General features: G+C 46.5%; 31 protein-coding genes. 25 read left to right on the top strand and 6 right to left on the bottom strand.

Features of this window, described 5'->3' with window-relative positions:
- Positions 1-9 precede the first annotated feature (9 nt).
- Both DWW91_RS25870 and mobC read right to left on the bottom strand, forming a co-directional pair.
- Positions 10-1,410, bottom strand: a complete 1,401-nt coding sequence (locus DWW91_RS25870) for a relaxase/mobilization nuclease domain-containing protein (protein ID WP_005868870.1) — start codon at positions 1,408-1,410, stop codon at positions 10-12.
- On the bottom strand, positions 1,407-1,745 hold the full coding sequence (gene mobC / locus DWW91_RS25865) for a plasmid mobilization relaxosome protein MobC (RefSeq protein ID WP_008770294.1): 339 nt from the start codon (positions 1,743-1,745) through the stop codon (positions 1,407-1,409). Before mobC ends, DWW91_RS25870 begins: the two co-directional genes overlap by 4 nt.
- Positions 1,746-2,148: 403 nt before the next feature.
- Here mobC and DWW91_RS25860 point away from each other — a divergent pair, with 403 nt between their 5' ends.
- The 25 genes from DWW91_RS25860 to DWW91_RS25740 all read left to right on the top strand — a co-directional run bounded on the left by DWW91_RS25860 (position 2,149) and on the right by DWW91_RS25740 (position 23,234).
- On the top strand, positions 2,149-2,847 hold the full coding sequence (locus DWW91_RS25860; RefSeq protein WP_005868872.1) for a ParA family protein: 699 nt from the start codon (positions 2,149-2,151) through the stop codon (positions 2,845-2,847).
- Positions 2,848-2,851: 4 nt separating this feature from the next.
- Complete coding sequence (locus tag DWW91_RS25855) at positions 2,852-3,334, top strand: DUF3408 domain-containing protein (protein WP_005868873.1); 483 nt, start codon at positions 2,852-2,854, stop codon at positions 3,332-3,334.
- 692 nt (positions 3,335-4,026) lie between these two features.
- Complete coding sequence (locus DWW91_RS25850) at positions 4,027-5,157, top strand: hypothetical protein (protein ID WP_005868874.1); 1,131 nt, start codon at positions 4,027-4,029, stop codon at positions 5,155-5,157.
- Between the two features lie 244 nt (positions 5,158-5,401).
- The gene (locus DWW91_RS25845; protein WP_005868875.1) at positions 5,402-5,995 is read left to right on the top strand and encodes a Crp/Fnr family transcriptional regulator; all 594 of its coding nucleotides are present in this window, start codon (positions 5,402-5,404) and stop codon (positions 5,993-5,995) included.
- Between the two features lie 309 nt (positions 5,996-6,304).
- Positions 6,305-6,883, top strand: a complete 579-nt coding sequence (locus DWW91_RS25840; protein ID WP_005868877.1) for a conjugal transfer protein TraO — start codon at positions 6,305-6,307, stop codon at positions 6,881-6,883.
- Between the two features lie 18 nt (positions 6,884-6,901).
- Entirely contained in the window at positions 6,902-7,114 is a 213-nt protein-coding gene (locus DWW91_RS25835) for a hypothetical protein (RefSeq protein ID WP_005868879.1), read from the top strand.
- Positions 7,111-7,455, top strand: a complete 345-nt coding sequence (locus DWW91_RS25830; protein WP_005868881.1) for a hypothetical protein — start codon at positions 7,111-7,113, stop codon at positions 7,453-7,455. Before DWW91_RS25835 ends, DWW91_RS25830 begins: the two co-directional genes overlap by 4 nt.
- Positions 7,456-7,473: 18 nt before the next feature.
- Complete coding sequence (locus DWW91_RS25825) at positions 7,474-7,818, top strand: hypothetical protein (RefSeq protein ID WP_005868883.1); 345 nt, start codon at positions 7,474-7,476, stop codon at positions 7,816-7,818.
- Positions 7,819-7,830: 12 nt separating this feature from the next.
- Positions 7,831-8,142: a hypothetical protein gene (locus DWW91_RS25820; protein WP_005868885.1), complete on the top strand. Its 312-nt coding sequence runs from the start codon at positions 7,831-7,833 to the stop codon at positions 8,140-8,142.
- A complete protein-coding gene (locus tag DWW91_RS25815; protein ID WP_005868887.1) occupies positions 8,139-10,745 on the top strand; it encodes a TraG family conjugative transposon ATPase in 2,607 nt (868 codons plus the stop codon). Before DWW91_RS25820 ends, DWW91_RS25815 begins: the two co-directional genes overlap by 4 nt.
- On the top strand, positions 10,738-10,959 hold the full coding sequence (locus DWW91_RS25810; RefSeq protein WP_005868888.1) for a hypothetical protein: 222 nt from the start codon (positions 10,738-10,740) through the stop codon (positions 10,957-10,959). The genes DWW91_RS25815 and DWW91_RS25810 overlap by 8 nt, the downstream gene beginning before the upstream one ends.
- A 5-nt stretch (positions 10,960-10,964) precedes the next feature.
- The gene (locus tag DWW91_RS25805) at positions 10,965-11,561 is read left to right on the top strand and encodes a hypothetical protein (protein WP_005868889.1); all 597 of its coding nucleotides are present in this window, start codon (positions 10,965-10,967) and stop codon (positions 11,559-11,561) included.
- 6 nt (positions 11,562-11,567) lie between these two features.
- The gene (locus DWW91_RS25800; RefSeq protein WP_005868890.1) at positions 11,568-12,623 is read left to right on the top strand and encodes a hypothetical protein; all 1,056 of its coding nucleotides are present in this window, start codon (positions 11,568-11,570) and stop codon (positions 12,621-12,623) included.
- A gap of 4 nt (positions 12,624-12,627) precedes the next feature.
- Positions 12,628-13,326: a hypothetical protein gene (locus DWW91_RS25795; protein WP_005868891.1), complete on the top strand. Its 699-nt coding sequence runs from the start codon at positions 12,628-12,630 to the stop codon at positions 13,324-13,326.
- The gene (gene traM, locus DWW91_RS25790) at positions 13,313-14,596 is read left to right on the top strand and encodes a conjugative transposon protein TraM (protein ID WP_005868892.1); all 1,284 of its coding nucleotides are present in this window, start codon (positions 13,313-13,315) and stop codon (positions 14,594-14,596) included. The genes DWW91_RS25795 and traM overlap by 14 nt, the downstream gene beginning before the upstream one ends.
- The gene (locus DWW91_RS25785; RefSeq protein ID WP_007564699.1) at positions 14,593-14,778 is read left to right on the top strand and encodes a hypothetical protein; all 186 of its coding nucleotides are present in this window, start codon (positions 14,593-14,595) and stop codon (positions 14,776-14,778) included. Before traM ends, DWW91_RS25785 begins: the two co-directional genes overlap by 4 nt.
- A gap of 12 nt (positions 14,779-14,790) precedes the next feature.
- The gene (locus tag DWW91_RS25780; protein ID WP_005868893.1) at positions 14,791-15,903 is read left to right on the top strand and encodes a DUF4138 domain-containing protein; all 1,113 of its coding nucleotides are present in this window, start codon (positions 14,791-14,793) and stop codon (positions 15,901-15,903) included.
- Positions 15,900-17,372 carry a DUF3945 domain-containing protein gene (locus DWW91_RS25775; RefSeq protein ID WP_005868895.1) on the top strand — a complete coding sequence of 491 codons (1,473 nt, stop codon included), beginning with the start codon at positions 15,900-15,902 and terminating at the stop codon, positions 17,370-17,372. Before DWW91_RS25780 ends, DWW91_RS25775 begins: the two co-directional genes overlap by 4 nt.
- A gap of 18 nt (positions 17,373-17,390) precedes the next feature.
- Positions 17,391-17,576: a hypothetical protein gene (locus DWW91_RS25770; protein ID WP_005868897.1), complete on the top strand. Its 186-nt coding sequence runs from the start codon at positions 17,391-17,393 to the stop codon at positions 17,574-17,576.
- A gap of 3 nt (positions 17,577-17,579) precedes the next feature.
- Entirely contained in the window at positions 17,580-18,773 is a 1,194-nt protein-coding gene (locus tag DWW91_RS25765; RefSeq protein WP_005868899.1) for an ArdC family protein, read from the top strand.
- Positions 18,751-19,134, top strand: coding sequence for a single-stranded DNA-binding protein (locus DWW91_RS25760; protein WP_007564694.1), 384 nt, complete (start codon positions 18,751-18,753; stop codon positions 19,132-19,134). Before DWW91_RS25765 ends, DWW91_RS25760 begins: the two co-directional genes overlap by 23 nt.
- Positions 19,135-19,145: 11 nt before the next feature.
- Complete coding sequence (locus tag DWW91_RS25755) at positions 19,146-21,092, top strand: type IV secretory system conjugative DNA transfer family protein (RefSeq protein ID WP_005868904.1); 1,947 nt, start codon at positions 19,146-19,148, stop codon at positions 21,090-21,092.
- A gap of 22 nt (positions 21,093-21,114) precedes the next feature.
- A complete protein-coding gene (locus tag DWW91_RS25750; RefSeq protein WP_005868906.1) occupies positions 21,115-21,534 on the top strand; it encodes a hypothetical protein in 420 nt (139 codons plus the stop codon).
- Between the two features lie 135 nt (positions 21,535-21,669).
- The gene (locus DWW91_RS25745) at positions 21,670-22,695 is read left to right on the top strand and encodes a toprim domain-containing protein (RefSeq protein WP_005868908.1); all 1,026 of its coding nucleotides are present in this window, start codon (positions 21,670-21,672) and stop codon (positions 22,693-22,695) included.
- A 53-nt stretch (positions 22,696-22,748) separates the two neighbouring features.
- The gene (locus tag DWW91_RS25740) at positions 22,749-23,234 is read left to right on the top strand and encodes a hypothetical protein (protein WP_005868909.1); all 486 of its coding nucleotides are present in this window, start codon (positions 22,749-22,751) and stop codon (positions 23,232-23,234) included.
- Between the two features lie 99 nt (positions 23,235-23,333).
- Here DWW91_RS25740 and DWW91_RS25735 read toward each other — a convergent pair whose 3' ends face one another.
- The 4 genes from DWW91_RS25735 to DWW91_RS25710 all read right to left on the bottom strand — a co-directional run bounded on the left by DWW91_RS25735 (position 23,334) and on the right by DWW91_RS25710 (position 26,334).
- On the bottom strand, positions 23,334-24,581 hold the full coding sequence (locus DWW91_RS25735) for a PcfJ domain-containing protein (RefSeq protein WP_005868910.1): 1,248 nt from the start codon (positions 24,579-24,581) through the stop codon (positions 23,334-23,336).
- Between the two features lies 1 nt (position 24,582).
- On the bottom strand, positions 24,583-24,993 hold the full coding sequence (locus DWW91_RS25730; protein ID WP_005868911.1) for a PcfK-like family protein: 411 nt from the start codon (positions 24,991-24,993) through the stop codon (positions 24,583-24,585).
- A 538-nt stretch (positions 24,994-25,531) separates the two neighbouring features.
- Positions 25,532-25,843 carry a hypothetical protein gene (locus DWW91_RS27910; protein ID WP_165852472.1) on the bottom strand — a complete coding sequence of 104 codons (312 nt, stop codon included), beginning with the start codon at positions 25,841-25,843 and terminating at the stop codon, positions 25,532-25,534.
- A 92-nt stretch (positions 25,844-25,935) separates the two neighbouring features.
- Positions 25,936-26,334 (bottom strand): single-stranded DNA-binding protein, encoded by a 399-nt coding sequence (locus DWW91_RS25710; RefSeq protein ID WP_005868746.1) that lies wholly within the window; start codon positions 26,332-26,334, stop codon positions 25,936-25,938.
- Positions 26,335-26,352 lie beyond the last annotated feature (18 nt).

Genomic DNA, 26,352 nt, shown 5'->3' with positions numbered 1-26,352 from the left:
TAGTATTCATCATAATGAGAAATCGGGACCACTCTTGCGTTTCCGTTTCTTTTTGGACGGTATGAGATCATCCTCTTGCGACTTCTTCCCGCTGCCGGTAATGTCAAGTTCCGGAATGGCCATAACTCCCCCACCCTGCATATAGAAAGCCTCACGATCCACCCGCTCACGGAACTCCCCTACCCTATCGATATGTGGCGAGAGACCGACAGCCACACCATCGAAATGCTTCTGGATATTCTGATAAGTGAGCTTACGGGAAAGATCCGCACCTTTAAAGACATGAGCATTTTCCACGTTTTCCATATAAAAGGAAATCCCGTATGCGCCTTTGCTGTTTACATGTTCCGTCACACGGATCGATTCTTCCGCCAACCTTTTCTTAAAATCCTCATAGCCTAAAGAAGCGTTCAATGCCTTAAACACATGGTCATAGAGATAATGCTTCTGTTCATCGGCGCTCATGCCCCGGCCATCAAAACGAATATTACCAAAACGATATTTCTGAGGAAGTGAAACGTCCTTCAGGTAAAAGCCTGAATCCTTGATGCCATAGACATAATAGGATTTGTCCTTCTTGGTGACCAGACGCATATACAATCCTTCTTGTTCCAGGTTCCTTCGGAAATCGGATGTACTTTCGGAAAAAGAGTAGATGCGGTCAAGCTGTTGTAACAGTTCATCCTTGAACAAGGGGTTGAAAAAACCTCCTTTTTCCAGCAATGCGAAAAGGTTGTCATAGCTTTCATCCCCCAATAGGACACGCCATTCTTCATTGGCCAATTTTATTTCTTGCAAGGGTTTATTCAAAGACCGGTATGTATCGGATTGTTCCAGGACAGCCGATACCTTATCCTTGTAATTATAACTACGCATGGCTTTCTTCAAGGCCGCATCGAAATAATAGTTACGGTATTGCGCCTCTCCCAACGTGGTTCTCTTGCCTCCTTCCCTTTCCAAAGGCAACAGACCGTACTTCTGCTCCAGTTCCCTTGAGATCTTTTCGGAACGGCTGTAATTATTTCCGGAAGGAATGCTTTTGCCTTCTTCATCAATTGTGGTCAGCAGCACATGCACATGGCTGTGTGCCTTGTCGGTATTTAGGACAACGGCATAACAGGACTTTCCGTACCCCATCCTCTCGATATATTCCCCGGCAAGAGAAAGCCACTGTTCATCGGAAAGGCTTTCTCCCGGATAGAGGCTCAGAATAAATTCCGCATAAGGTAGTTTCACCCGGTCATTCAACTGGGAGATAAGTTTCATGTAGGCTGGCATGGCGGCCAGTTCGTCACCAGTGGAGGTGTAAAGCACTTTTCCGTTTCCTTCCTTGACCTTGGAAAGCTGGTATTCAATTTTCCGGCTCATGGACAGGTGGGATGAGAAAGAAGGTTGTATCTCGGCTATCATAACAATTTCCGGTTAATGGTTTCTACATCCGAAAGGTATTGGTTAATCCGATCCAATGAATACAATATATTTTCATCGGACGGAAGCGTATTGATATGTTTGGCAAGCTGGTTGATATTGGCTCCTATTTTACGAAGTTCATATATCATTTGCACATCGGTTTTCGATATGCTTCTGCCTTTCAAGGCAGACTCTCTGATAAAGGAAGAAAGGGATTTTCCCTCTTCCTTTGAACGTTGAAGAAGCTGTTCTTTCTCGGCTTCCGTCAAGCGGATCTTTATACTTATATCTCGATTCTCTTTCATATATACAGAGTATGTGAGTGTAACGAACATTGGTCGGCAGCTCGGCTGTCGCAAGGTTTTTTGTACCCACAAAAACATACCTTGCATTAGCAAAGATATACAATAATACTCAGCTGTGAAACAAAACCAGACAAAAGTCTTGATTTCTTAATCCAGATTAACCGCTCACTTTGTTACAAAGTAACTACGCACATTGTAACAGGCGAACGGAAAGCCATTAGTTACAAAATACATAATTACTAATTATATTATTACAAAGTATGAACATACATACTTAATTATAAGATTAAGTATGTACATATTTATATTTATATTTATATATGTAATTACTTATACAATTAAGTAAAAAAGTGTATAATAAATTAATTATAAAAGTATGCAATTATTTAATTTATTATTTATATATTTGCGCACATACTTAAAAACGTACATTATGGGACAAATATTACCAGGAGTAGTCGTAGCTTTTGAGAATCCCAAGGGCGGGGTAGGGAAGTCTACGCTGACAGCTTTGTTTGCAGGTTATATTCATTCGCAGTCAAACGAAGAGGGGGGCTTATCCATTGCCGTGGTGGATATCGACGACATGCAGAACACTATCGGAAAATTACGTGAGGACGAAGCCGAGGACGGAATCATGAAAAAGGAAGAAGAATATGAGGTTATCAATATCTCTTCCTCAGAGTTCATCAACCAACTGGATTTCCTTCAGGACAATTACGACATTATACTTGTCGATTTTCCGGGTAACCTGAAACAAAACGGTGTAGTTGAAACGCTGCACTTCGTTGACGTGATCATCATTCCCTTCGAACCGAACCAGACCGATTTAAGACCTACATTGACCTTTTACTATAACATCTATGAAGGGATTATCGAAAGCCGTCGAAAGATTGGTAAAAAGACTACCGTGCGTGGTGTTATGAACCGTGTTCTTCCGAATGTGCTGGAGTTCAAAGAAATTTTGAAAAATAAAAAAACCTTGCCTTTCGAGTTGATGCAAAACTACATCAAGGATTCAAGGGTTGACTATCAACGCAATTTAAGTACGCTGAGTAAAGCGTACCATCATCCCTGTGATGCTTTCTGTGAAGAGGTATTGGAATTAATCTGTAACCATATAGGAGAATAAAGCTATGGCAACCAACAAAGAAAGGACATCATCAGCCGCCATGAGAAAACTCTTGCTGCAAAGCGCCAGTAAGAAAGAGCAGGAAATCCAGCAGATCGGAAGTGTTGCGGAAAGCACTATCCCCCAACCTGCGATTGAGCACCCCATCCATGAAGAGGTGAAAGAATCGGCTCCAGTCAAAGAAACCGTCCAAGAACCTCAGCCGGAACAAATGGAAAAGCCGGAATCCAAACCTTCCGTGCAGTCTTCTCCAAAAACAGAAGAAAGCAAAGTCTGCGGAAAAAAATTCTCGGAATATCTGGAAGAGCGAAAATTAAAGAACACCGAAGTAATCCGGATATCCAGCGAAACCCACAGAAAGCTGAAGCAGATTGCTATGGCCACTGGATTAGGAATGCACAACATCGCAAACAACATTCTTGAAGACATATTGACCAGCCATAACAAGGAGATTCAAGCGATACTGAAGAAGTATATGAGCATCTGATTCTACTTTCGGAAAAATATATACGCCTGTTCGACTGCATCCGTCGGGCAGGCGTTATTTTTGCACACCGTTTTAGTGAAGGCCGGCATTGAACCGGGACACTTTTACACAACTGCGGAAAAATCCCTTTGCCTATTATCCTGGACAATATGTTAAAGAATTCAAACCTCTACTTGTTTCCACCTCAAAATTTTTTCCGAAAGTAAGAATACGGTAACAAAATCATTTCTTCGTTTTATTTAGGTTTTTAGGGATTTAAGTATTTGTGGGACACTTTTACACAACTAATAAGGGAGGTTTTCCGTATAATCAACTATATTATTGCAAGTTAGCACTTACTGGCATCTTCTCGTAACCGGGACACTTCTGCACAACTAACCGACTATTCGGGACACTTCTGCACAACTGAACAGGAAAGTCGGGATACTTTTACACAACTAGAATCTGCATTCGGGACACTTTTACACAACTAAATCAGGAATCCGGGACACTTCTGCACAACTAAACCGGCCATTCGGGACACTTTTACACAACTGGGGGATCGGAAACAGCCGTAGTCGGGACACTTTTACACAACTAAATCAAGAAACAGCACGAAAAAAATGCTTTGGAATCTTCATTTATAGGGAGTTAGATTCACTATCTCCGTAAAAAAACGTATCTTTGCATCAGTAAACAACAAGTGTCCGCCTATGAAGGAAAGTAATACACAAAAAGAGTTGAGCAGAGTCCCCAGGACTCTCAGCGAGTCTTCCAACACGAAAGTATTGGAAGTTCTATTTGATGCAGGCGGCACTGTCATGTCTGACATTATCATTTACGTGGCATCTTCACAAATGAAAGATCTGTTCGGCGACTGCTGGTTCTCCATCAACGATTTTTGTGAGGTCATGGGGTATGAACGAACCAAGTTGCAACGAAAACTGACCGAGAAGCAGCTTGATTTCCTGTTCAGCAACCAACGTCCGGTATATATCACCGAACAGAACGGCCAAAAGATAGAGCATCCGATAGAGAACACCTTTGAAGCGGCGTTATACCGTTTAGGGACATCCAACCTCAGTGTAGCATACGCCATGAACGGCAAGACGCAATATAAGTTCATTCAAATACTGGACCGCTTTGAGATAAAGGATAACTTCGGCACGAAAAAGCGCACCAAGCGGAATTACAACGTGCATCTGAGCAAAGATCTGATGAATACTTTGCTTACCGAATACAATCTGCTGGAACTGAAAGACTACCGTAACCTGCCCAACCGCAAAGGCTACCGCAAGTTTTATCTGAACCTGGCGAAAATGATTTACCTGATCAAGTATAAGATTGACCAAGGACAAGCACCTTATTTCACCGTTACGGTTGACCAACTTGCCAAGGAATTTGATGTAACGGTAAAGGACAACCATGACCGGAAGAAGAAGGTGACCAGCATCTTAAACGGTATCAACAAAAAGCTGGAGAGAACCAAATTCCAATACCAGTACATCAAAGGAAAAGGGGAGAAGTGGCCCTACACCGTACAGTTTTTCTTTGACCAGGAAACATTGGAATATTTCGACGAAAAGATAAAGGCGATACTGACCTCGCAATATCACGATGCGCTTAAATCATGCTTCTTGTTAAACAAGAAAGGCATTCCCGTGAGCAGACATTATCAATATAAGGATTTCTTTAAATTGGGAACCGGCGAATATTATCATGAATTTACCGCATGGCTTTATTCTGAAGAGGACAAGGAGATTAAGGAGAACATCTACCGGGATATCTATATAAAGGTAGTAGGCATTCGTCCAGAAGACCTTGCCGTCAACTTAAATCCCTAAAAGTTGGAACAAAAACCATAAAATAGTATCTTTGCAGCGGATTGTCAGAAAATTGGCAGCCCGCTTTTTACATACGTCCGTCTGTCTAACAAAAGAGTGGCATCTATCGTTAAGGAATTAACAACAACAGGCGCATGCCTGTACCAGTATGAAACTGGTACGGGGCGTGCCTTTGTTGTTGGAACGCCACGTCCATGTTAGAGGGTACGTTTCCGTACCCTTATATAAACATAAAACAAATTCAATGGTTCAAACAATTGCCACCCTGATAGATGAGACGCTCATGGTAATGGGCGCCCATCTTCACGTGCGGATGACAGACGAAGAAAAGGCGTATCTTGATGCTCATTTCGAGCTTATCCATATCAAAAAGGGAGAACACCTCGTCACCAGGGGCGAGGAAGTATGCTACCTCTATTATCTGGAATCCGGCATCGTCCGGTTATGGTTTCCGGACAAAGAGAATAGAGAGATTTCAGCACGGTTTATCCAAGCCAAAGAGTTCATCAATTTTTTCCTTTCACATGAAGAACACCATGCCCACTACAATATCAAGGCATTGGAGCCATGCAAGATCTGGAGATTGCCCAAAAAAGATCTTCATCAGCTATATGAGTTATCCATCAATTTCAACAAGCTGGCCAGAATACATTTGGTAAGATCCATCAACCGCAAAATAATAAGGGAAGAGGAGTTTTACACACTGGATGCCGAAGCGCGTTACAAAGCGCTTTTGGCCAATGAAAAATGGCTGTTACGTTCAATACCCTTAAAAGACATAGCAAGTTATATCGGCATCACGCCACAAGCATTGAGCAACATCCGAAAGCGCATATAAACCAAACCCTATAAGCCGGGCAGGACAGTTTTACACAACTAATCCTATCCGGCTTTTTTCTGTAGAATTATTCCACACCTGCCGGTTTACGGCACATGTATTTTTTAATGCACATTAAATAAACACGAAAGGCCCTTTAAAAGCCCTTCATAAAATTTGTCCTCCCGTATATAATCTATATGTTTGGAGCGAAAACAACGCGATAAGCACCTTGATTCGGTTCTGCCGACAGGAATCCGCGTAAATTGGAAACACCGTATGAGACAAATAGAAAAATATATAACATTAATAACCTAAAGAGTAATTCCCATGGAACACATCAGACTGACTGCTATCAGCCTTAGCCTGCTGTTATGCACCGTAAGCGCTTTTGCGCAACGCCATTATGAGAACATCCCGGCACTTGAATTGAACTACGGCACTAACCTGTTCGGCAATGCAGGCAACTATTACAACCTGTCCTTTTCCAGATACATCAACCGGACAAGCTATTGGAAAGCCGGGTTTAGCTATTTTGAGAAACCTTACGAATATACAGCCAACCTACCGCAAGTCTCTACCTTGAACCCGGAAGAAACGATTCCCGAAACGATACATGACAAGGGTAAGGACTTTTTTGTGGACGGCGGTTATTACAGAACCCTGGCCTGCAACCTGAAATCCGTTTACTGGGGCATCGGCCTGGGAGGATTCATCGGTACAGAATACGTCCGCCACCCCGATAAGGAATACAACTTCATCATCGGCCCGAAACTGGAAACGGAACTGGAAGTATTCATCCTGCCCCGAACGGCATTGCTTGCCCGCATACAACAACATTGGAATCCCCTATCCATTGACAAGTGGAACACTGTCTGGAACGTAGGAATAAAGATACTGCTCTACTAACCGACAAATCATATCACCATGCTTATTATCATATTGTTAGCCGATACAAATGTATCCGGCCTGATCTCCTTATACCGTGAAATAGGCGCCATGCTGATAGGGGTAGGCTTTCTATGTGCCGGACTAGCGGTACTTAAAAAGCTGATAAGCAACCACGAGCGCACCAAAGAGGCCATCATCACCTATATCACGGCATTGGTCACTTGGCTCATTATCTGGCAACTCTTATGAACGTAGTGGATTTGATACTGGTTGCCATACTCGCCTGTGTCACGCTTCACTTTTACTTTCGGAAAAAGAAGAAAGCACTTTCTTCCGGAAAGGAGAAAGAGAAGCCGATAAGGGAGGCGGTGCGCAAGGAAGGGCAGGAGAGAGCCTGTCCGGTCATCTGCGTGGTATTTCAGCCTGAGCTGGAAGAAGAGGAATTGGCTGCCGAGATAGCCGATATGTACCTGCATGGAAGAGCCTACTACTACTCAGGCAAACCACTGCCGGAACAGCCGAAAGAAGAGCCCATATCCATCAAGTATAAGGATGTGCAATGGGAGAGACTGAAAACGATTCATGTTTAATTAAAAAATAGGAACAAAATGAAAGCAATCGAAAATGTAAGAGAAAAAGCGAACCAAGTCATTAACCGCTATGGAAAGGTTATCTTCACCTTTCTCATATTCTTCACGCTGTTGGGAACGGCACAAGTGGCGGAGGCACAAAGCGGCCTGAAGATTAACAGCCTATCCGAAGTGACAGACAAAGCCAAAGAGGGTGCGGACACCATTCTGGACGTAGCCAAATACATTTTGGCGGCGGTACTCGGCATCGCTCTGGTCTTTGTCATCTATTCGCTTGCCACGAACAATCCCCATGCCAAGGAATACCTGCTCGGCTGGATCATCGCCGTGGTAGTCATCATGGTAGCCTTCCTGATTATCTAAAAACGAAGAGCCATGAGAACCATGCGTAAAATCAACAAGCCGATCAAGTTCTTCGGTCTGTCATCGGGACAGTTCGCCATCTTCATGCTGCTGACGGCCATCATCATCATCGTGAGCATATTCAAGCAGCTGCACCCGATACTCATCATCGGAATCATTTCCGCCATTCTGTTTCTATCCGGTCTGCTGTTCCAAACCTTGAAAAAGGAACACAAGGCCGGTAACCCGGACTACCTGACCGGCCTCCGGATCAAGAACGCCACCCCCCGGCAGATAACGGACAAACGGCAGATTTTCAAATTCATCCTAAAACAGCAACCATGATAGGAATCATCATACTCATATCCCTGCTAATCTGTGCGCTGTGCCTGCTGATTGCTCTGCTGTATATCCGGCAGACAGAGATAGAGGTGAAGGACAAATCCGTGGATCTGGAAAGTGTCTTGCCTATCCAGACCATCACGGAGAACGCCGTCATCAACGGGAACGGTGACATCACCGTCGGCTACCGGCTGCTTCTGCCCGAAGTGTTCACCTTGTCGGAAAGCGAGGCGCAATACATCCATGAGCGGTTGGAGGCTCTTTTGAAGCTGCTTCCGGCAGGCACGGTCATCCATCAGCAGAATTTCTACTATACGGGGCGATACCATCATGCAGAATACTCTTCCAATGCCCTGATAGCGGAGAACAACCGTCATTTCAACGGCAAGGAGATACTGAACAGTTACACCAACCTGTATGTGACGTTCACGAACGGCAGCCGAAACGGTAAGATACGCAAAAGCGCATCGGGCACCTCGCTGATGCGAAAGCTGCACTACCCGTTCAAGCAACCTTATAAGGAATATCAGCAACGGCTGACAGAAATGGAAGCCTTTCTGATGAACTTTGAGAACGGTTTGTCGTCCATCCAGCAGTTTGAGATACGCAAGATGGATGATACGGAACTGAACAACGCCATCTACGACTACGTCAACCTCTCTTACGAGACACCGGAAAACGATGCCACGCAGAAGAGCGTCAACCCTATGGCTGTCAGTGAAAGCGGAAGCATGAAAATAGGGCAGCAGCACGTTTCCATCCTTTCGCTGACCAACGAAGGCGAGCATCTTCAGGAACTGGCCGTGCCGCACACCGGCAAGTCGAAGGCATACGGGGGAAACATAGAGATACCGGACAGCATACGGAGCAAATGCTCGATGCTGTACCCCGTAGGACTTGGCCTGCCGTTCAACCACATCGTAAACATCGTGATAGAGATAACCGATCCAGATGCCACCGTAACGGCCATCGGTGCGGAGAAAGACGCGCTGAACTACATCACCAACTTCTACCCTCCGGCGGCAGAGAAGCAACGCGAGCAGGCAGCCTTCTGCGATGAGATTACCCAGTTCGACTACCAGACCGCCTATACCGCCTTCAATGTCGTGCTGAACGATACAGACCGCACCTCGCTCATGCGGAAAACCGCACTGGTACAGCAAGGCTTCAGCTTTATGAACCAAAGTTCGTGCTATGTGGAGAACGCCGAGCTGTGCAACCTGTTCTTCTGCAACATACCCGGCAATGCCAGGGCCAATTACCGGGGCTTCGTCAACACGACCAAGCAGGCCATCTGCTATCTGCAAAAAGAGGGGATGTACCTTTCGGACGAGAAAGGGCATATCTACCATGACCGTTTCGGTACTCCCGCCAAGATAAACCTCTGGGATTATCCGGCGCTGAACAACAAGAACCGCATCGTTATCGGCCCGTCCGGTTCCGGTAAATCTTTCTGGCTGAACAATTACATCCTGCAAAGCTATGAGCTGGGCCGGGATGTGATGATCATTGACATCGGCGGCTCTTACCGCTCGATGATAGCCTTGAACCGGGGCAAATACTTCGACTCTACCGAGCAGAAGAAATTTGCGTTCAACCCCTTCTTGTGTGACCGTGACAAGAACGGCAAATACCTGTACATCGACACCACGGATGCCGAGTCTGCCGATGACCAGATAAAGACCATCGTCGCCATTATCAGCTACATTTGGAAGGTACGTGAACCCATGCTGCCTGCCGAAAACGCCATTCTCAGGAAATCCGTCATCGGATTTTACGACTATGTGAACAATTCTTCAATAGGAGAGAAGCATGAGCGTATCTTCCCGACGCTGATAACTTACCGGGCTTATCTGAAGGAAGTGTTCAGCAAACGGATGACCGAGTTTGAGAAACAGAAATTCGAGATAGAGGAGCTGTTGCTTTTACTGGAACCCTATACGGACGGAGAGCTGTCATTCCTGCTGAACGCTACCGAGAACGTGGATATCGTGCATGACCGGCTGATAGCCTTCGATATGGAAGATGCCTCTAAGAAAGAGTACTTTCCACTCGTTGCCATCATCACCCTGCAAATGATCGTGGATAAAATCAAGAAACGCCAGGGGTTTGCCAAAGAGCTAATCATCGACGAAGCACTCGACTTCCTGCAAGACGAGAAATTCGGAGACTTCATCGCCTACCTGTACCGAACCTTCCGTAAAAAGGAGGGAAGCATCACGCTGGCCGCACAGAACATCCTGTTTTTGAAAAACATGCCGTCCAGTATCAAGGACTCCATCATCATCAACTGCGCGACCAAGATTATCCTCGACCATTCAGAACACCGGCAGAACCTGCCGGAAGTGAAAGCCGTGCTTTCCATCACGGACGAAGAGGCCTATATGATCGAGTCGTTGCAGCGCACGGAACGCTGGAGAGAGTTTTTCATCAAGATGTCGAACGATGCCTTCATCTTCCGCAACGAGGTGTCCGACTTCGCCGCCGTAGCCTTCGATTCGCGCCAGGCGACAGTAGTACGACTGAAGCAGTTGTTCAACGAAAGCGGCTCGACCTATACGGCCATCAACCGCTATCTGGAGGAAAGGAGGAAAAAGTATGGATGACGCCACCCAAGGGCTGACCGCCCTTCTAGGCTGGTCAACCGACTTCAACGGCAGCGCATACAATCTTGCCGGAAGCATTGCCGCCGCACTTTTGGGCGTTGCGCTCATTTTCGTGGTATGGGCACTCGCCACGAAAAAGGAAAATGCCAAGAGCTATCTGACAGCCTGGCTGGTATGTGTCATATTCACCCTATTATTCATCACCAACAAATAACCGTCATGAAAAGAATCATTCTCATACTCGGACTTGCCGCCTCGATAGGGCTGATGGGAACCGGCAGTGTTCATGCCCAGTTCGTCGTGCATGATCCCGGCCACACCCTGCTGAACTCAACGGAATGGATCGCCAATGTCAAGAAATGGGTTACACAAATCAATGAAATGATCGATGCCCAGGAACTGCGGCTCGGCCTGCAAAAGATCGACCAGTTGAAGGAACTCAAATCATTGAAAGAGCTTGCCGACCTGCTGGACGACGTAGCCTGCCTGAGCAGCGACTACAGCTTTTACCTGAACGTAGGATCGAATTACCACTGCCTGAAATTTCTCAACTTTCAGCGTGTGACCGTCAATCTGAGCCTGAGTACCGACCTGCTGTTCAAGGTGGCCACCGTGACCAGTTACTTCTCGATGAACTCGGAAGGGCGCATGTCCTTTATCGAGCAGGTGAAGGAATCGGTGGAAAAAGCCGCCGAAGAGATGCGTGAGTTTAACGAATCCGTGCGTTCCACGGTCATTTACAAATCCATGAAGGGGCATAACCGGAAGACCTATTACCAGGGACGGTTGGCCGCTTTCACACGACACACCAATTAAAGCGTTATGAATCAAGATAATTTTCTCTGGGGACTTCAGATCACGGACGGTCTGACGATGGAACTCGTTTCGCAAATGACAGTCATCGCCTTCGGTGTTGGTGTCATCTGCTTTATCTGCAACCTAGCATACAACTATCTCTATCACGGAGCCAGCCAGCTGTTAAGCCCGAATGAGGACAAATTTCCCGACATGATGGAAATCGCCCGTTGCCTGGTACTGTTCTTCTGCCTAAGCATATACACCCCCATCGCCCAAACCATCGTAGGCACGATGGAAGTAATCAACGAAGCCACCTCGCTGACCTCCGAGCGTGCGCAGGAATTTGCCCAGTTCATGGCACAATCAGCCATCGAACAAGGAGAGATGATTGCCGAATACGACAAACACAGCCTCCAGTCGGAGGTAGCAGCCGGAGAAGACAGCACCGGCGCCATGCAGCACGAACTGGATAAAAAGATGGAAGAGGACGAAATGACCGGTGTACGCTCCAGCGTGGAGAAGATTGTGCAGCTGCTCAACCCCGCCAACCTCGCCACCCTTGTGCTTCATGGCATTTCCGCCCTATTGGTAGGAATCATACAAGTAGTCATCTTGGGTATCGGCGTGGTCATTGTCAAGCTACTGGTCATTCTCGGCCCGTTTGTCTTTGCCGTAAGCATGTTGCCGGTCTTTCAGAAACAGTTGAGTATCTGGTTCGGTACGCTCTGCTCCGCCTGTATGGTATTCACCGTCATCAATATTCTGAACCAAATCATATGGCAGACCTTCAAGGCCATCTATACGGAAAGTGCCGACATGGTGGACGCAGCTACGCAGCAGATACAATATTTAGGAATGGATCTCGCCCTGATTGGTGCTTATTGCAGCTGTTTCTGGCTATCCTCCAAAATCGTAGGACACAGCGATGCCGGGAAAATCATTTCGAAAACCGTGTCAATCGTCACCACGGCGGCCACCATCGCCCTGATGGGAGGCGCAGCGGCAGGCGGCAAGCTGACCAACGTAGGCGGTGCCGCCTCTATCGGGGCAAGTTTCATAAACGACAACAATAAAAAATAGAACTATGAATCTGATGAAATTCAAAGGAGCAGATGATGCGGTCAAGCTGACTATCCGGCTTTCAGCCGGGTACTGCATCATTCTGACTATCGCTTTTGCCAGCAGTATCATCTTCCTTATCAACAAAATAGAAAAAGCATACGGCCAGGCTCTCGTCATCGACAGGCAGGGAGAAGTCTATGAGGCAAGCAGCCTGTCTGCCAGCGATATGCGGCAATACGAATACATGAACCATGTAAAGACCTTCGTAACCCACTGGTATGCCTTTGACGAGAGCAGCTACGAGAAGAACATTTCGCTTGCGCTCAACCTCATAGGCAACAAGGGGAAGGAGCTGTTGAACGAGTACAACGATGTGAATATGCTGAACTCACTCATACAAAAGAATATCCGTTACGGGGTACGCATCAAGGATGTAGAGATTAACACACAAACGATACCCGTTTCCGGAAAGATAATCTTCACGCAGACCGGGTACCGGGCACGGGGAAGCATCTCACGTAATATCGAAGCGGAGTTCACCATCTATGATATGCTGTCCCGCAGCGAGGAAAATGCGCACGGAGCCAAGATAGAAGATTGGATTGTCCGCTATTCCGAACCCGTGGAAAGCAACGGCACCAACACATCGCAGGCAGCTTCTCCGGGCAAGAATGAAAACCAGTCAGAAACCTCTAAACCAACCGACCATGGAACCGAATAAACTTATCAAAGACAAGAACAAGCTGTTGATGGCCATCCCGGTAATCCTGGGCATCCTCTTCCTTTATGTATTCTTCATCCGTGAGGACGGGAACGTGCCGTCAGGGAGTGACAGACAGGCCGCCTCGCAAGCCTTTTTGGAACCACAGTCGGAAATGGCCGACAAGGTGAACGACAAGATGGAAGCCTATAAGCAGGACAAACTGGAAGAGCAGGAGAAGGCACGCATCCTGAAAGAGTCTCAGGTCAAAGGATCTGATTTTTACTTCGAGCTGCAAAACCAGCAGGAGCGGTATGACCGTGCCACACTGGAGCGCATCCGCCGTATGCAGAACGATCCGTACAGCGAAGTCATGGCAGAATACGGAGGTGGCCGGAACGGACGCTTCTCTCATCAGCTGGAAAGCCAACTGGACGGACTGGAGGACGAGCAGGCGCTCAACGAGATTATCCGGGAAGCCAAGAAGAACTCACGCATCCGCAAGGAACTGGAAGAATCCGACAAATACCGCAAGCGCATGTATGAACGGATTGTCAATTATGACCAAGAGGGAAAAACGGAGAAAGCCGCTGCCAACCCTTCCGGCCATCCATCCGCCGACAGCCTGATGCAAAAAGGCCCGATCTACCATGCCGAAAACGGCAAGCGGGTACGCCGCCAACCGACCTCCGCACCGGGAAACAGCAACCTCTTCAGGGCTTGCATCCACGGCGACCAGACCGTAGTCACGGGCAGTACGGTACGGATGCGGTTGCTTCAGGACGTAACCCTATCCGGCATGAAGATACCGGCCAACACGCTGTTTTACGGTATCGCCACTTTGGGAGCCAACCGCCTCGATGTGGTAGTCAGCAACCTGAAGGTAGGAGACAACCTCAATCCCGTATCGGTGGTTGTCTTCGACAATGATGCCATGGAAGGTTTGAACCTGCCCAATAACCTGAAAGCCAGTGCAGCCAAGCGTATGGAACAAGGTCTTGTACAGAACATTGACATGCCGCTCTCTTCCATCGGCACGATGGCCAGCGAAGTGACCAGCGTAGTCAACGCCACCACCCAGGTAGCCAAGCAAATCTTGAACATGAGCCTCTCACAAGTGAAGGTACATCTCAAGTCCAACTACGAAATGTATATCCAAGAAGAGAGTCAGGAATCGAAGTTGCGTAGGCAAGCCGTGCAAGCGGAGTTACAGAAGCTCTATGAGCAAATGGAACAAGAGAAAACGAACAAGAAAAATCATCCCCTTCAAACATTGATAGACAAATTATGATAGACATTCTCAATTACCTGCTTGCGCTGTCAGCGGTCTTTTTCGGCTATCGGATCTACGTATCACGCCGGAACGGACGAGCCTTTAAAGAAATCCGTCCGCTGACCGTTTCTTTCGGCATTACCCTGCTTCTTCTATGGGGCATTACCGTATTCACCGCCTTTTTTTCAAGAACCGTTTAACATATCGACAACATGAAGAAATATATTTATCTACTGTTTTACTGCTTTGTGTGCAGTCTGCCGCTCTTCGCTCAGGAAAACGGCACTCCCCGGAAACAAGCCATCAGCCAAAAAGACATCTTTATCTCTTTCGACTGTGTGAAACACCTGGTATTTCCTGTGCAAGTATCTGATATCGCCATCGGCGAACAGGAGCTTGTCATGGCCAGCCGGGTAGAAGAGGCGCCCCATATCGTCAGGCTCTCGGCGCAAGCGGAAGGATTCACCGAAGAGACCAACCTGACCGTAGTCTGCATCGACGGAAGCGTTTACACCTATCACATCCGCTACCTTCCCGAAGGCGGCACGGATTCGTACCCGAACATTTACGAGGACAACGGGAAATGGCAGCACCATGACTATCAGGCAGAAGTCAGCGACCTCCATCTGGCCGAGTTCTTCTTTCCGGAGGACATCGCTTACGGAACGCCCGGCAACGAGGTGTCCTTCACTCTGGCCGCCTACAACAACCAGTTGAAAGTATCAACCGCCAAAGATGCCGTGGCATATTCCAACCTGTTTGTGGTGGATAAGGCCATGAACACTTACCACATCACCATCAAACGGGGCAATACCTCCGTATTCACCTACAATTTTGATGACCAGCGCAAATATACCGCCCATGTGGATGTGAACAGCGAGGAAATGGAAAGATGCATCCAAGAGCTGCGCACCAAGAAGCGCAACATCTACAGCCTGGGGGTCATCGAGAACAAGTTTGAGTTGTCAATGGCCAATCTGTATGTGCATGAGGACTTCATGTTTTTCATCTTTGACCTGAAAAACAAATCATACATCGACTACGACATCGAGTTTGTCAAATGTTTCCAGCGTGACCAAAAGAAGAGCAAGAACGCCATCCAGCAAGAAACGACCATCGAACCTATCTATCAGAAAGATTTTGATACGAAAATCAAGGGCAAGAGCCGGAACCGGCTGATACTTGGTTTCGACAAATTCACGATACCCGATGATAAGGTATTCGAGATCGAGATTTACGAGCGAAACGGCGGGCGGCACATCAAGCTGGCCGTGTTGAACGAATACATCCTTTCCGCAGAACCCTTATACAAGCCACAGCCATGAAACTGAGAGAAGCATTAGACACCTATATGTTCGACAACGTGGGACAGTTCGGCGGCATCGCCGAATCACTGGGCTATCAGACCGAATACCGGGACGGATATTTCCGGTTCCGCAAAGACGGGGAAGAGCTGAGCATGAGCGTAAGCGAAATCAGGGAAAAAGCCGGAGCAAAGTACGATGAAAGCCTTCGTGACCAATCAAAAGAACGTGTATCCGCCCTTTTTGACAAGGAACGTGCCAATGATCCTAAATATGTCGCCGAGCTGGAGAAGGATGGCATCAGCATCAAGCGGTGGGAGAACCTGAAGGGACATGACAAGGACGGCTTTACCGTCATCGACCATCGCCTGAAGGTATGCTACACCGGACAGTCGCTCTATGAATACGCCTACAAGCAAGGGAACATCCTCGACGGGAAAGGCACCAAGCTGGAAAAGGGTGTCATGTCTGATTTGATGGAGATACACGGCAAACCGGGGAAGCTCCGTTTCAACGATGACGGAATCTCCGTATTCTACCGCAAAGAGGCGTTGGTTATCCCGGACAAGGTGCTGGGAAAGAAGTTGGGCAAGAAAGAGAAAGAACAGCTGCTTGCCGGTGACATCGTACCCATCACCGTAAATAAGAAGGACATCCTGCTGCAAGTTGACCGGGATCTGAACTCCGTCATCCTGCGCACCAACCAGGAAATCAAGATTCCCGACATCATCGGGCAGACCAGCGAATATGGCGGCTACAAGTTAACCAAAGCCGACAAATACCTGCTCGCCAACGGCCATGCACTGGAGAACAAGCTGCTGCACAGTCCGGAAGGCTACTTCATTGCCGACATCCAACTGACGGATGACAGGAAAGGAGTCATGATACAGAACATACAGAGTATCACTCCCGGCAAGGCACAAGAGCTGATCAAGGCCATGACCCCCAAACTGGAAGCCCATGCGGCCAACATAGAAGCTGCAAAAGAGCAAAAACACGAAGAGGGGCGCAATATGGAAGCCGAGTTTAAGGAAGCGGTGGGCAAACATGACTTTGAAAAAATCGGGAAGCTCAAAGAGGAAGGATATAAACCCAGTGAAGAGTTTATCAAAGGAATCGGTAAGGAACACGGTCTGGATGAAAGGCAAACCCATGAAGTCATCCAGCTGTTCGGCACCAAGCCGGAAGAACAGGGCGAACATGAAAGGCAGGCCGCACGTCTGTTGGATGCCGCACAGACCGACAACTTTCATGTCATCCAAGAGATACAGAAAGAAGGGTACCGGCTCACTCAAGAAGACCTTACCCGGATGCGTGAAACGGGTGTGCAAGCCAACACACTGATAGCCGTACAAAAGATTTTCGGGATGGAAGGCAGCACAAAGACACTGGGAGATGTCAAACTGGCCAGCACACCCAAACCCGACAACAGCAAGGAAATGGCCCGTCCGATAGCCAGCACCATCAACCGGGCTTTCAATGACTTATAACCTAAAAAATCAGGAATTATGGATTACGATGAATTAGTACAGAAAAACATTGCAGGAGAAATCAGTGACTTAGAGTTTCTACTTGCACAGGAAGAGCTTGCACAAGCCTATCAAGAAGAGATGGCTGCCAAGCAGCAAGAGACAAACAACCAAACGGCCAGAGAATGGCTGCTTGATTACGAGAACAGAAATCTATACCAATAAATCATGGATACAGCAAGTGATAAAGCATTACAGCGTTTCGCCGAACTGATGATCGAAAAGATAAAGCAGGTGGAAGACAACTGGCAAAAGCCTTGGTTCGGGATAAAGGGTGGGGGACTTCCGCAAAATATCGAGGGAAGAACCTACAACGGAGTAAATTCCTTCATGTTGTTTCTACTTTCGGAAAAAGAGCAGTACAGCCTGCCGGTCTATATGACCTTCATGCAAGCCAAAGACAACGGCCTTAACATACTGAAAGGAGAAAAGTCATTCCCAGTCATTTACTGGAATTTCTCAGTAAGAGACAAGAACGGAAAGAAAATACCTTTCGACGTATATAAGAACCTGGATAAAAACGAGCAGCAGGAATATAAGGTCACGCCGTTTCTGAAGACATACAATGTGTTCAACGTACAGCAGACCAATCTTCAGGAAACGAAACCGGAGAAATGGGAAGCATTGAAGGAGCAATTCAAGATACCGGCCATCAAGGACGAGCAAGGGATGCTCACCGTGCCTCTGATTGATGCGATGGTACGGGAACAGCAATGGATCTGCCCCATTTATTCCAAGGAAGGAAATAGTGCTTACCATGCAAGGGGAGAAGATAACCATATCGTCGTACCCCTGAAGGGGCAGTTTAAGGACGGAGAGAATTTCTACTCCACACTACTGCATGAGATGGCGCACTCGACTGGAGAACCTGAGCATCTGAACCGGGAAAAAGGCGTGATTTTCGGAGACAAGCAATATGCCAAAGAGGAACTGGTTGCCGAACTCACCTCCGCTACCGTCGGGCAAAGCCTGGGAATATCCACCCATATCCGGGAAGAAAATGCCATGTATCTAAAAAACTGGCTGGGAGCCTTGAAAGAAGATCCCAAATTCATCTACAACATCCTTGCCGATGTAGGAAAAGCCAGCAATATGATTCAGGAACATACCGCACGGATGGAACAGTACCTCACACCGGAGGAACGGTTCACGCAGGCCGTCCTGCAAGACAACCGTCCGGTATTGGAGCAGATGAAAAACGAAGGTTTTACCCCTTCATCACGGTTATTGGAAAGTGTTGCGGCAAACCATCCTACAGCCGACAACCTTGAAACGCTACACAGCACTTTCGGCATTTCGCTGCCTTCCATGGAAGCGGAGCCAGCCATGAAAAATATGAATGAGCCACAGCTCGGATTATAAACTTTTAAAAACCATCATTATGTTTACAGGACAAATTATCGGTTATGTCGGTGCGGATGCCCGGCAGAACAAGAACGGAAAAGGATTCAACTTCCATGTATCCACCAAGTACAAGAACGTGAACAACGAGGAACAGACCCTATGGGTATGCTGTTTCGTGAATTACGAGAGTAAAGTCTTTGAGTATCTGAAAAAAGGGACACAGGTATATGTCTGCGGCGATGTGTATGCCGATGTATTCCAGAAGGATGACGGTAGCCACATCCCATCCGTCAGCCTGACCGTCTCACGCATTGAGTTACTGGGAAAGGCAGAGAAAAAAGAGAGCGGTGACGGAACGGCATCCGGACAACCCCAATAACAGCAACGGCCATGGAAAGAGAGAAGAAAGACCTGTCATTCATCCTGATCCTGCTATCCACGCTCATCGGGACAGCCGTACTGTTTCAGTGGGCTATCGTTACGGGATTATACGCTCCACTACGTAATCCGGCCATGTGGGAAAGGCTGATGGAGAAGGATATCCTATTCCGGTTTCTCTACGTTATCCTGATCGGAGGCCTCGCTTTTCTCTTTCCGGTTGGCAAAGTGAAAGACGAAAACAAGAAATGGGTTTACACCAGTATGACACTGGTTACGGCATCCATGCTGGTTGTCGGATTCAGCCGGTTATCAGCGTGGTATAACCTATTTGTATTTCCCATTCTATTCGTAGCGTACACGCTGCTTGTCATCAAGACTCTGCCTTATTTCATCCGGCGTCATGCCCAATCCGATGATAGCATTTTCGGGTTAAGCCGGGAAGAATCGGCTTTCTACTTCCGCTTTGAAACCGCCTCCGGGCCGCTGGTCATCCATAAGCCGCAGCAGAATGTCTATATCGACGGCGGTCCGGGAAGCGGTAAATCAGAGAGCTGGATCAAGGGAATCATCTACCAGTGCGCCGAGCGCAACTATGCCGGATTCGTGTACGATTGGGAGGGTGATCCCACCAAGGACAAGTCACCCATCCTCTCACGTATCGCATACGGAAGCATCGAACATTTCCGGAACAAGGGGATGGAAACACCCCGTTTCGCCTATATCAACTTTGTGGATATGTCACGCACGGTCAGGGTGAACGTACTTTCTCCGCAATACATGTCAAAGGGAAACGAATCGCTATTCATCCGCAATATCATCATGACACTGATGAAGAATCTGGAAGCAAGCTGGAAGGAAAAGACCGACTTTTGGGCCAACAATGCCATCAACTACGTCTATTCAATCGCCTATAAATGTTTCAAGGAAAGGAAGCTTGGTATCTGTACGCTGCCCCATGTGATAGCCCTTGCCCTTTCTGACAGCAACCTAGTATTCCACTGGCTGTCGGAAGATCCTGAAATCGCATTGAACATGTCCTCCATGCTGACCGCCTGGAAACTGGGTGCACAACAGCAGACAGCCGGAGCCGTATCATCCGCACAGACTCCGTTGGTACTCCTGAACAACAAATACATCTTCTGGGTGTTGTCGCCACTTCCCGAAGAAGAGTTCTCTTTGGATATAACCAACAAGGAACACCCAACGCTGTTATGCGTAGGCAATGCGCCCACCATCAAGGAAGCCGTTTCCCCTGCTATTTCCTGCATCGGCAGCGTCTTGATGTCACAGATGAACAATCCCGGCAAAGCGACCAGCATATTCATGGTAGATGAATTTCCGACCATCCTGTTGCAAGGCATTGACACTTTCATCGGAACCGCCCGGAAGCACAATGTCGCTACCATTCTCGCCGTTCAGGACTTCAACCAAGCGGTCAGGGACTATGGAGAGAAAAGTGCCAACATCCTGAAAGCCTCCTGCGGAACGCAGGCTTACGGTATGACCGGAAATGAGAAGACCGCCAAAGACATCGAGAACTTGCTTGGGGAGAAGAAAGAAGCGCAAGAATCTTATTCACACCAAGCCGGTGGCAATAACAGTGTCACGGAGAGCCTGCAAAAAGAAAAAGTCTTAAAGGCAAGGGACATTGCCGGACAAGCAGCCGGACACTTCATTGGCAAGATTGCCGGAGGCAAGCCGCCATTCTTCAGCGTGCAGATGGATATGTGCCGTTTTGAAGAGAAGGAGATACCCCGTTTCTCCTTACCGGTCAAACTGGGCAACGGCAAAGAAGAGATGGAACTGGAAATCCTGGAAGAGATTATCCAGCAGAACTACATCAAAATCATTGAAGATGTCAACGCCATCCTCAAAAAGATAGAGGACAAATTAAAAGAAAAGTCAGCAGTTCCGCCAACCGGGACACACAAGACAGAACAAAAAATCATCCGATAACATTCAACAAAAGAATCCTACCATGAGAAAAATTCATTCATTATTAGCGGCAGCCTGCTTATTGGCCGCTTCATGCAACAAAGAGGAAATCCAATCGGAAACAGACAAAGCCGGCATGTATCACATCACCGTAGCCGTAACCGGTTCCTCACCCAAAGGCAGTGTGCATATATATAATCTTGACGGCGTGAGATTCAGGAACGAACGCACCGGTACCTCCGCAGCTTCCGTAGATGAGAGTTTCACCGATAAAGCGGAATACAGCACGGAAAAGCCTGTCAGCCAAATTACCGTGCAAGGCATTCTCTATTCAAAAGAGAGTGCTATCATCACCATGCAGATAAAAAAAGACGGGGAAAGCGTATTCAACCAGAGCAAACAGTTGGAGGCCGTTCCCGGTATAGACACTACTGTTGATTTGGTTTACAGTACCTTGAAATAAAAATGCAGACGAATCAAAAAACATATACTTTCTCTTCCATATTTAGATGATATTTCTTATCTTTATGAAAGATAATCTTTCTCATTTATAATCTAAGCTCAGATAAAATGAGATTCAACTAATCCAGTCAACGTTATGAAAGTCGATTTCAATCAGATAAAAACAACCATTTCTCTGCCCGATTTCCTGCTGGAACTAGGATGGAAAATCGTGGAAGGCTCTTCCAACTCCTGTCCCAAAATGAGCAACGGAACGCATACCATCGTCATCAAGCGGAACTCGCAGAACCAATACACCTATTGGGACGTGCATAGTGACAGCGTGCGTGGCCGCAGTATCATGGATCTGATGCAGGAACATCTATTTGAAACAACCGGAAAAATGCCGTCCTTGCGCGAGGTGGGGGAGATCCTTCAGAACTACATCAACACCAACCGCATCACGACACCCGAAAAAAGCCGGTATGAAGTAGGTAACACAAGCATGAGAGCGGACGAACTTCAATTCTACTTGAGCCAGCTACAACCCTACAAGGGCAATTATCTCCAGAAAAGAGGTATCCTGAAAGAAAGCATTGAAAGCCGGTTCTTCAAAGACACTTTCTTTATCCGTGAGGTAAAGAACAAAGGGAGTGTTTACCGCAACGTGTGCATCAAGATGTACAATGAAAACGGTGTGCAAGCCATTTCTCAACGAAATGAAACATTCAAAGGGATTATCGGTGGCAAGTTCGACTGTCTGGCGACCAGCAACCATGACAAAAGCCGCCCGATAGACATTCTCTACATTGGGGAGTCATTTATAGACTGTATCTCCCACTATCAATTACGCCATTCCGGAAACGACCTCAATCTTGTATATGTATCTACGGAAGGGACATTCACGGAAGGACAAATGAGGCTATTACGCCTGATTCTTGACAAGAACCAGGTAAAGGAGCTCCGGAGCATCTTTGACAACGACAAACAAGGGCACAAGTACACTCTATGGCTGCATCGTTACTTTCATGGCGATACGACTGATGTCGAGAGCCTGAGTAACGATGAACTCCGCAACAAGGTACGGAAACTGAAGAACGTCGAACTTTCGGAAAACAAGGATTGGAACGATGATCTGAAAATCTCGTGTGGCATCTGTTCCTCCACGGAGGACGGCCAGTAACCTCATAGATTTGCTCCATCACATAATACGACAACCTATAAAATCAGATCAATATGAATATCAAGCATTTATTTTTTTGTATGCTGCTCATTGCCTTTTCCTCATGCAGCAAACCCGGCTATGAGAAGGCCATTGCGGAATGGGTTCAGACAGATTCTCACGGCACCTGGACGGATTTAAAGTTCGAACTACTGGAAGTGTTGGAAACAGAAGACGTCACCGTATCGGACAGCCTGTGCTACCTGAACAACAAAAGCGCACAATTATCCGCTGTCATACAGAAAGCGGAAAGTCCCCGTGCCTTATTCAAACCGTCCTTTTCCGCCTATATGGAAGCCGAAAAAAGCCTGAAAGCAACGGATGCCATGAAAGCCATGTACCTGCACCGTGACAGTACGGAAGTTATCGGCAAGATATTAAAATGCAGGTATGCCATCGTCCAGCCACACTCAGGGGTGCAGCAGAAAAAGACGGCTTCTTTCCTATTGTCCCCCGACATGGAAAAATGTATCGGCAAACTAAAGCCGACAAGCAAATAATCCGAGCGTAACGATGTGTAGCGACAACGTTTTTTGGGGTTCTTTTTTGGGCGTCTTCCAAAAAAGAACTCCCACACATTTAGATGTGTGGGCTATTCATTACACTACCATCCTTTCCCTTATCAACGGTATATTATCCCGTACCAAATTCAGAATCCGGTCATGATAGGCTGATAATTGGTTAGACTTTCCACGACACTGGCACACCTCCATCCTGCTAAGTGAAAACTCCACCGTTTCCATGCGCCTTCCATCCACCGTTGCCGACATTATCAACGAATCTTCTCTCTTATAATAGGCGTTGCTGAATACACAATGATGCAGCAACTTTCCCTCTTTGTAAAAGTCCGAAAGGCTTTCCAATACCCGAACCATAATATTTCCATCCGCAAACGAAAGATTAAAGAAACGTGATTTGGCAGCAATATAGTCTTTTTCATCCTTTTCAGAATATTTTTTCTTACATTTCCCCATCACCCAATCATGCGCTTCTTCTACATTCAACGGACACAAATAATGAGGATTTCTCGCATCCAATTTATTTTCTATCAGCATATCCACATAGTCCAGCCACAAGTCCGCATCATGTATCACATAGTCATGTCTTAAACAGATTTTTACATACGTCCAATACTTATCTATACCGTATTTTCTCTCTAAAAATCTCAAGAACAAATTCATTTGCCCTGCCTTATATAATATCTCCATCCGATTATCAGTTAATAATGTCATAAAGAAGGAACTCGGACAAATATCATAAAAGGCACCCTTAAATCCATTCCTCGTAAGTTCGGGTATCACTTTCATTCTCGGATAGATAACTGCCGGGCAAATATCATAAATACGGTCATGATGCACATTCCGCTTACGCAATTCCAAAGAACTTCCATATATCCATGCATCGTAATAAAATATAGACATGCCCCGCAGCAAAGACAGCGTTTCTGTCTTGCCCTCTTTATTCATCCAACACTGTACCGCCTCAATTATAAAGTAATTAGCCGGAGACCCTTTTTTCAGCCGGCAGTCCACCATAAAAAAACGGATAACTTGATATTGCTTGTATGTAGTAATCACACAAAAATATTCTTTATATACAGCCGTCCTTTTCCTGCTATTCTCCAATTTCAGGTTCATACCGCAATGAGGACATTTACAGTTTTTCTTATCTTCCTTATCCCGCCATGTATGCCCACAATCCAAACAAAAGCAATTCCCCTTTGCATCACGCTTGAAATAATGCACAAAGCAATGTTTATAGGCATAACGCTTTTGAGCCTCTGAAACGGGAGCTAACTTCCTGCTCCCATTCACGATTTCCATTTGTAATTTTGTCTTGGGTTTCATATCAAAAAAGAGTTAACTGGGTTTGTACTTCGGTGTTGTTCTCACGTTTAGCTTGTTGACGCTTCTTCAACTTTGCCAATTCTTCCTCCTGCAATTTTTTGATAGCAGCCTCACGAGCCGCTTTCTTTTCTTCCTCTGACAATTCAACATGATGATTTACGACTACATTACATTTCAATGGGCTACCCACCTCAATATTATCTTCCTGATAATAGTGCAACGCCATACCAAAAATTTCATCATCACTAAAACCACAGCAACCGCTTTTCTTCACTTGGTTTAAAATATAGGTAATGCAATTATCTATATTCTTTGTAGGTTTTTGATAGACTGGAGCAAACAGACTATCCACCGCTGCCATATTATCAAGGTATGCCTTGATGGTACTTTTAAATTGTTCTGACACTTTCATAGTATATCATTTTTAGATTTCATTTCACAATAAGCCAATTTCACGAGAAACAAGGAGAATAGGCAAATAAGAGCCAACAACGTAACCGACACAACCTTTATCGGACTTGGCGTTATTACCGCTCCGACAAACATAGCCACTGCACAAAGAGCGATGATGACCGAAAAAACAAATTGAATGATTTGCATATACTTCTGCTACTTAGTTTGTTAAACTTCTAATTTTATGCTTCAGCTAGATTTAAAGACCTTTTTTTAAAACCCCTTTCCGGGATGGCCTTTTCTTTCTGCCGACTTTTTTTTTGAGCTTTCATGCCCCATCTGAGTTTATGAGCCTTTTTTTTACGGCACACAACAATAAGGAAGGAGGGATTAAGAAAAGTTTTGGACGACAAAAAATGTTGGGGACAGCGAAGCCGTCCGGCGTTATTTTTTTCGGGACAAAGGGGCGAAGACCGGAACTCTTTCGTATCCATCCACCGAAATAAATTTGCCGTTCAAAAACAAAGGATCTCAGATGGAGCTATGAAAAAAGCACATTAGGGGAGGCAGAAAACAAGGAAAAGGGCAGTACGGAAAGTAAAACAAACCATACGGTTTTGCTTGCAAAACCGTATTCCTATCTCCCTGCCACAAGTGACAGGGGGGGAACGGGTTAGCAACGGACTGCCGGGACAAACGGTAAAAGGAAGGAACTGCAATACGGAAGAAGGAGGTTGTTTCGGCAATGCCGAAGCTCCGGATGATGACCATTGCAATCCCGCCCACGTTTGGAACTTCTCTTTTCTGGTTTGCCCATAATCAGCCGCATAGCGGATGACTACGGGCAAACCGGGAATGAGAACAGTCATTCCGATGAAGGGGAGGGTGGGGAAGAATACTGCGTGAACGCAAAAACACTCTCGGATATGTAGCAAAAAAAAGCGGCACTAGGCCGCTTCAATCATTTGCTTGCTTTTTTCTTTTTAGAGACAGCCTTCTGTTTAGGCTGATCCGGTTTTTCTTCTTCTTTTTCCGGAGCCGGATAAAACTTGGTGGCTACCATCACAATGCGGTTACGCTTCTCCCCACTTTTAGAATCCGTCCATTCTTCCGGCTTAAAGTAGCCTTCAACGGTTATCAGCTCACCTTTTTTCAATACATCGAAGGAATCCAGTGCTTCATTCTTTCTCCAGGCTTCAATCCCCATGAAAGCGGAAACATAAGAGGTTTCTTCACCTGTCTTGTCTGCACGGCTGACCGCGATAGAAAAGCGTGCTACGCTTGCTGTTTCAAAACTACGGATTTCTGCATCCTTACCGATAAAACCTGTTACTGCGAATGAATTTTCAATCTTTTTCATATCTCTGATTTTTTAGAA

This window comes from Parabacteroides sp. AF17-3 (assembly GCF_003635445.1).
GTDB lineage: Bacteria > Bacteroidota > Bacteroidia > Bacteroidales > Tannerellaceae > Parabacteroides > Parabacteroides goldsteinii.
The sequence above is the reverse complement of the archived record's forward strand: the minus strand, read 5'-3'. Positions and strand labels throughout refer to the sequence as shown.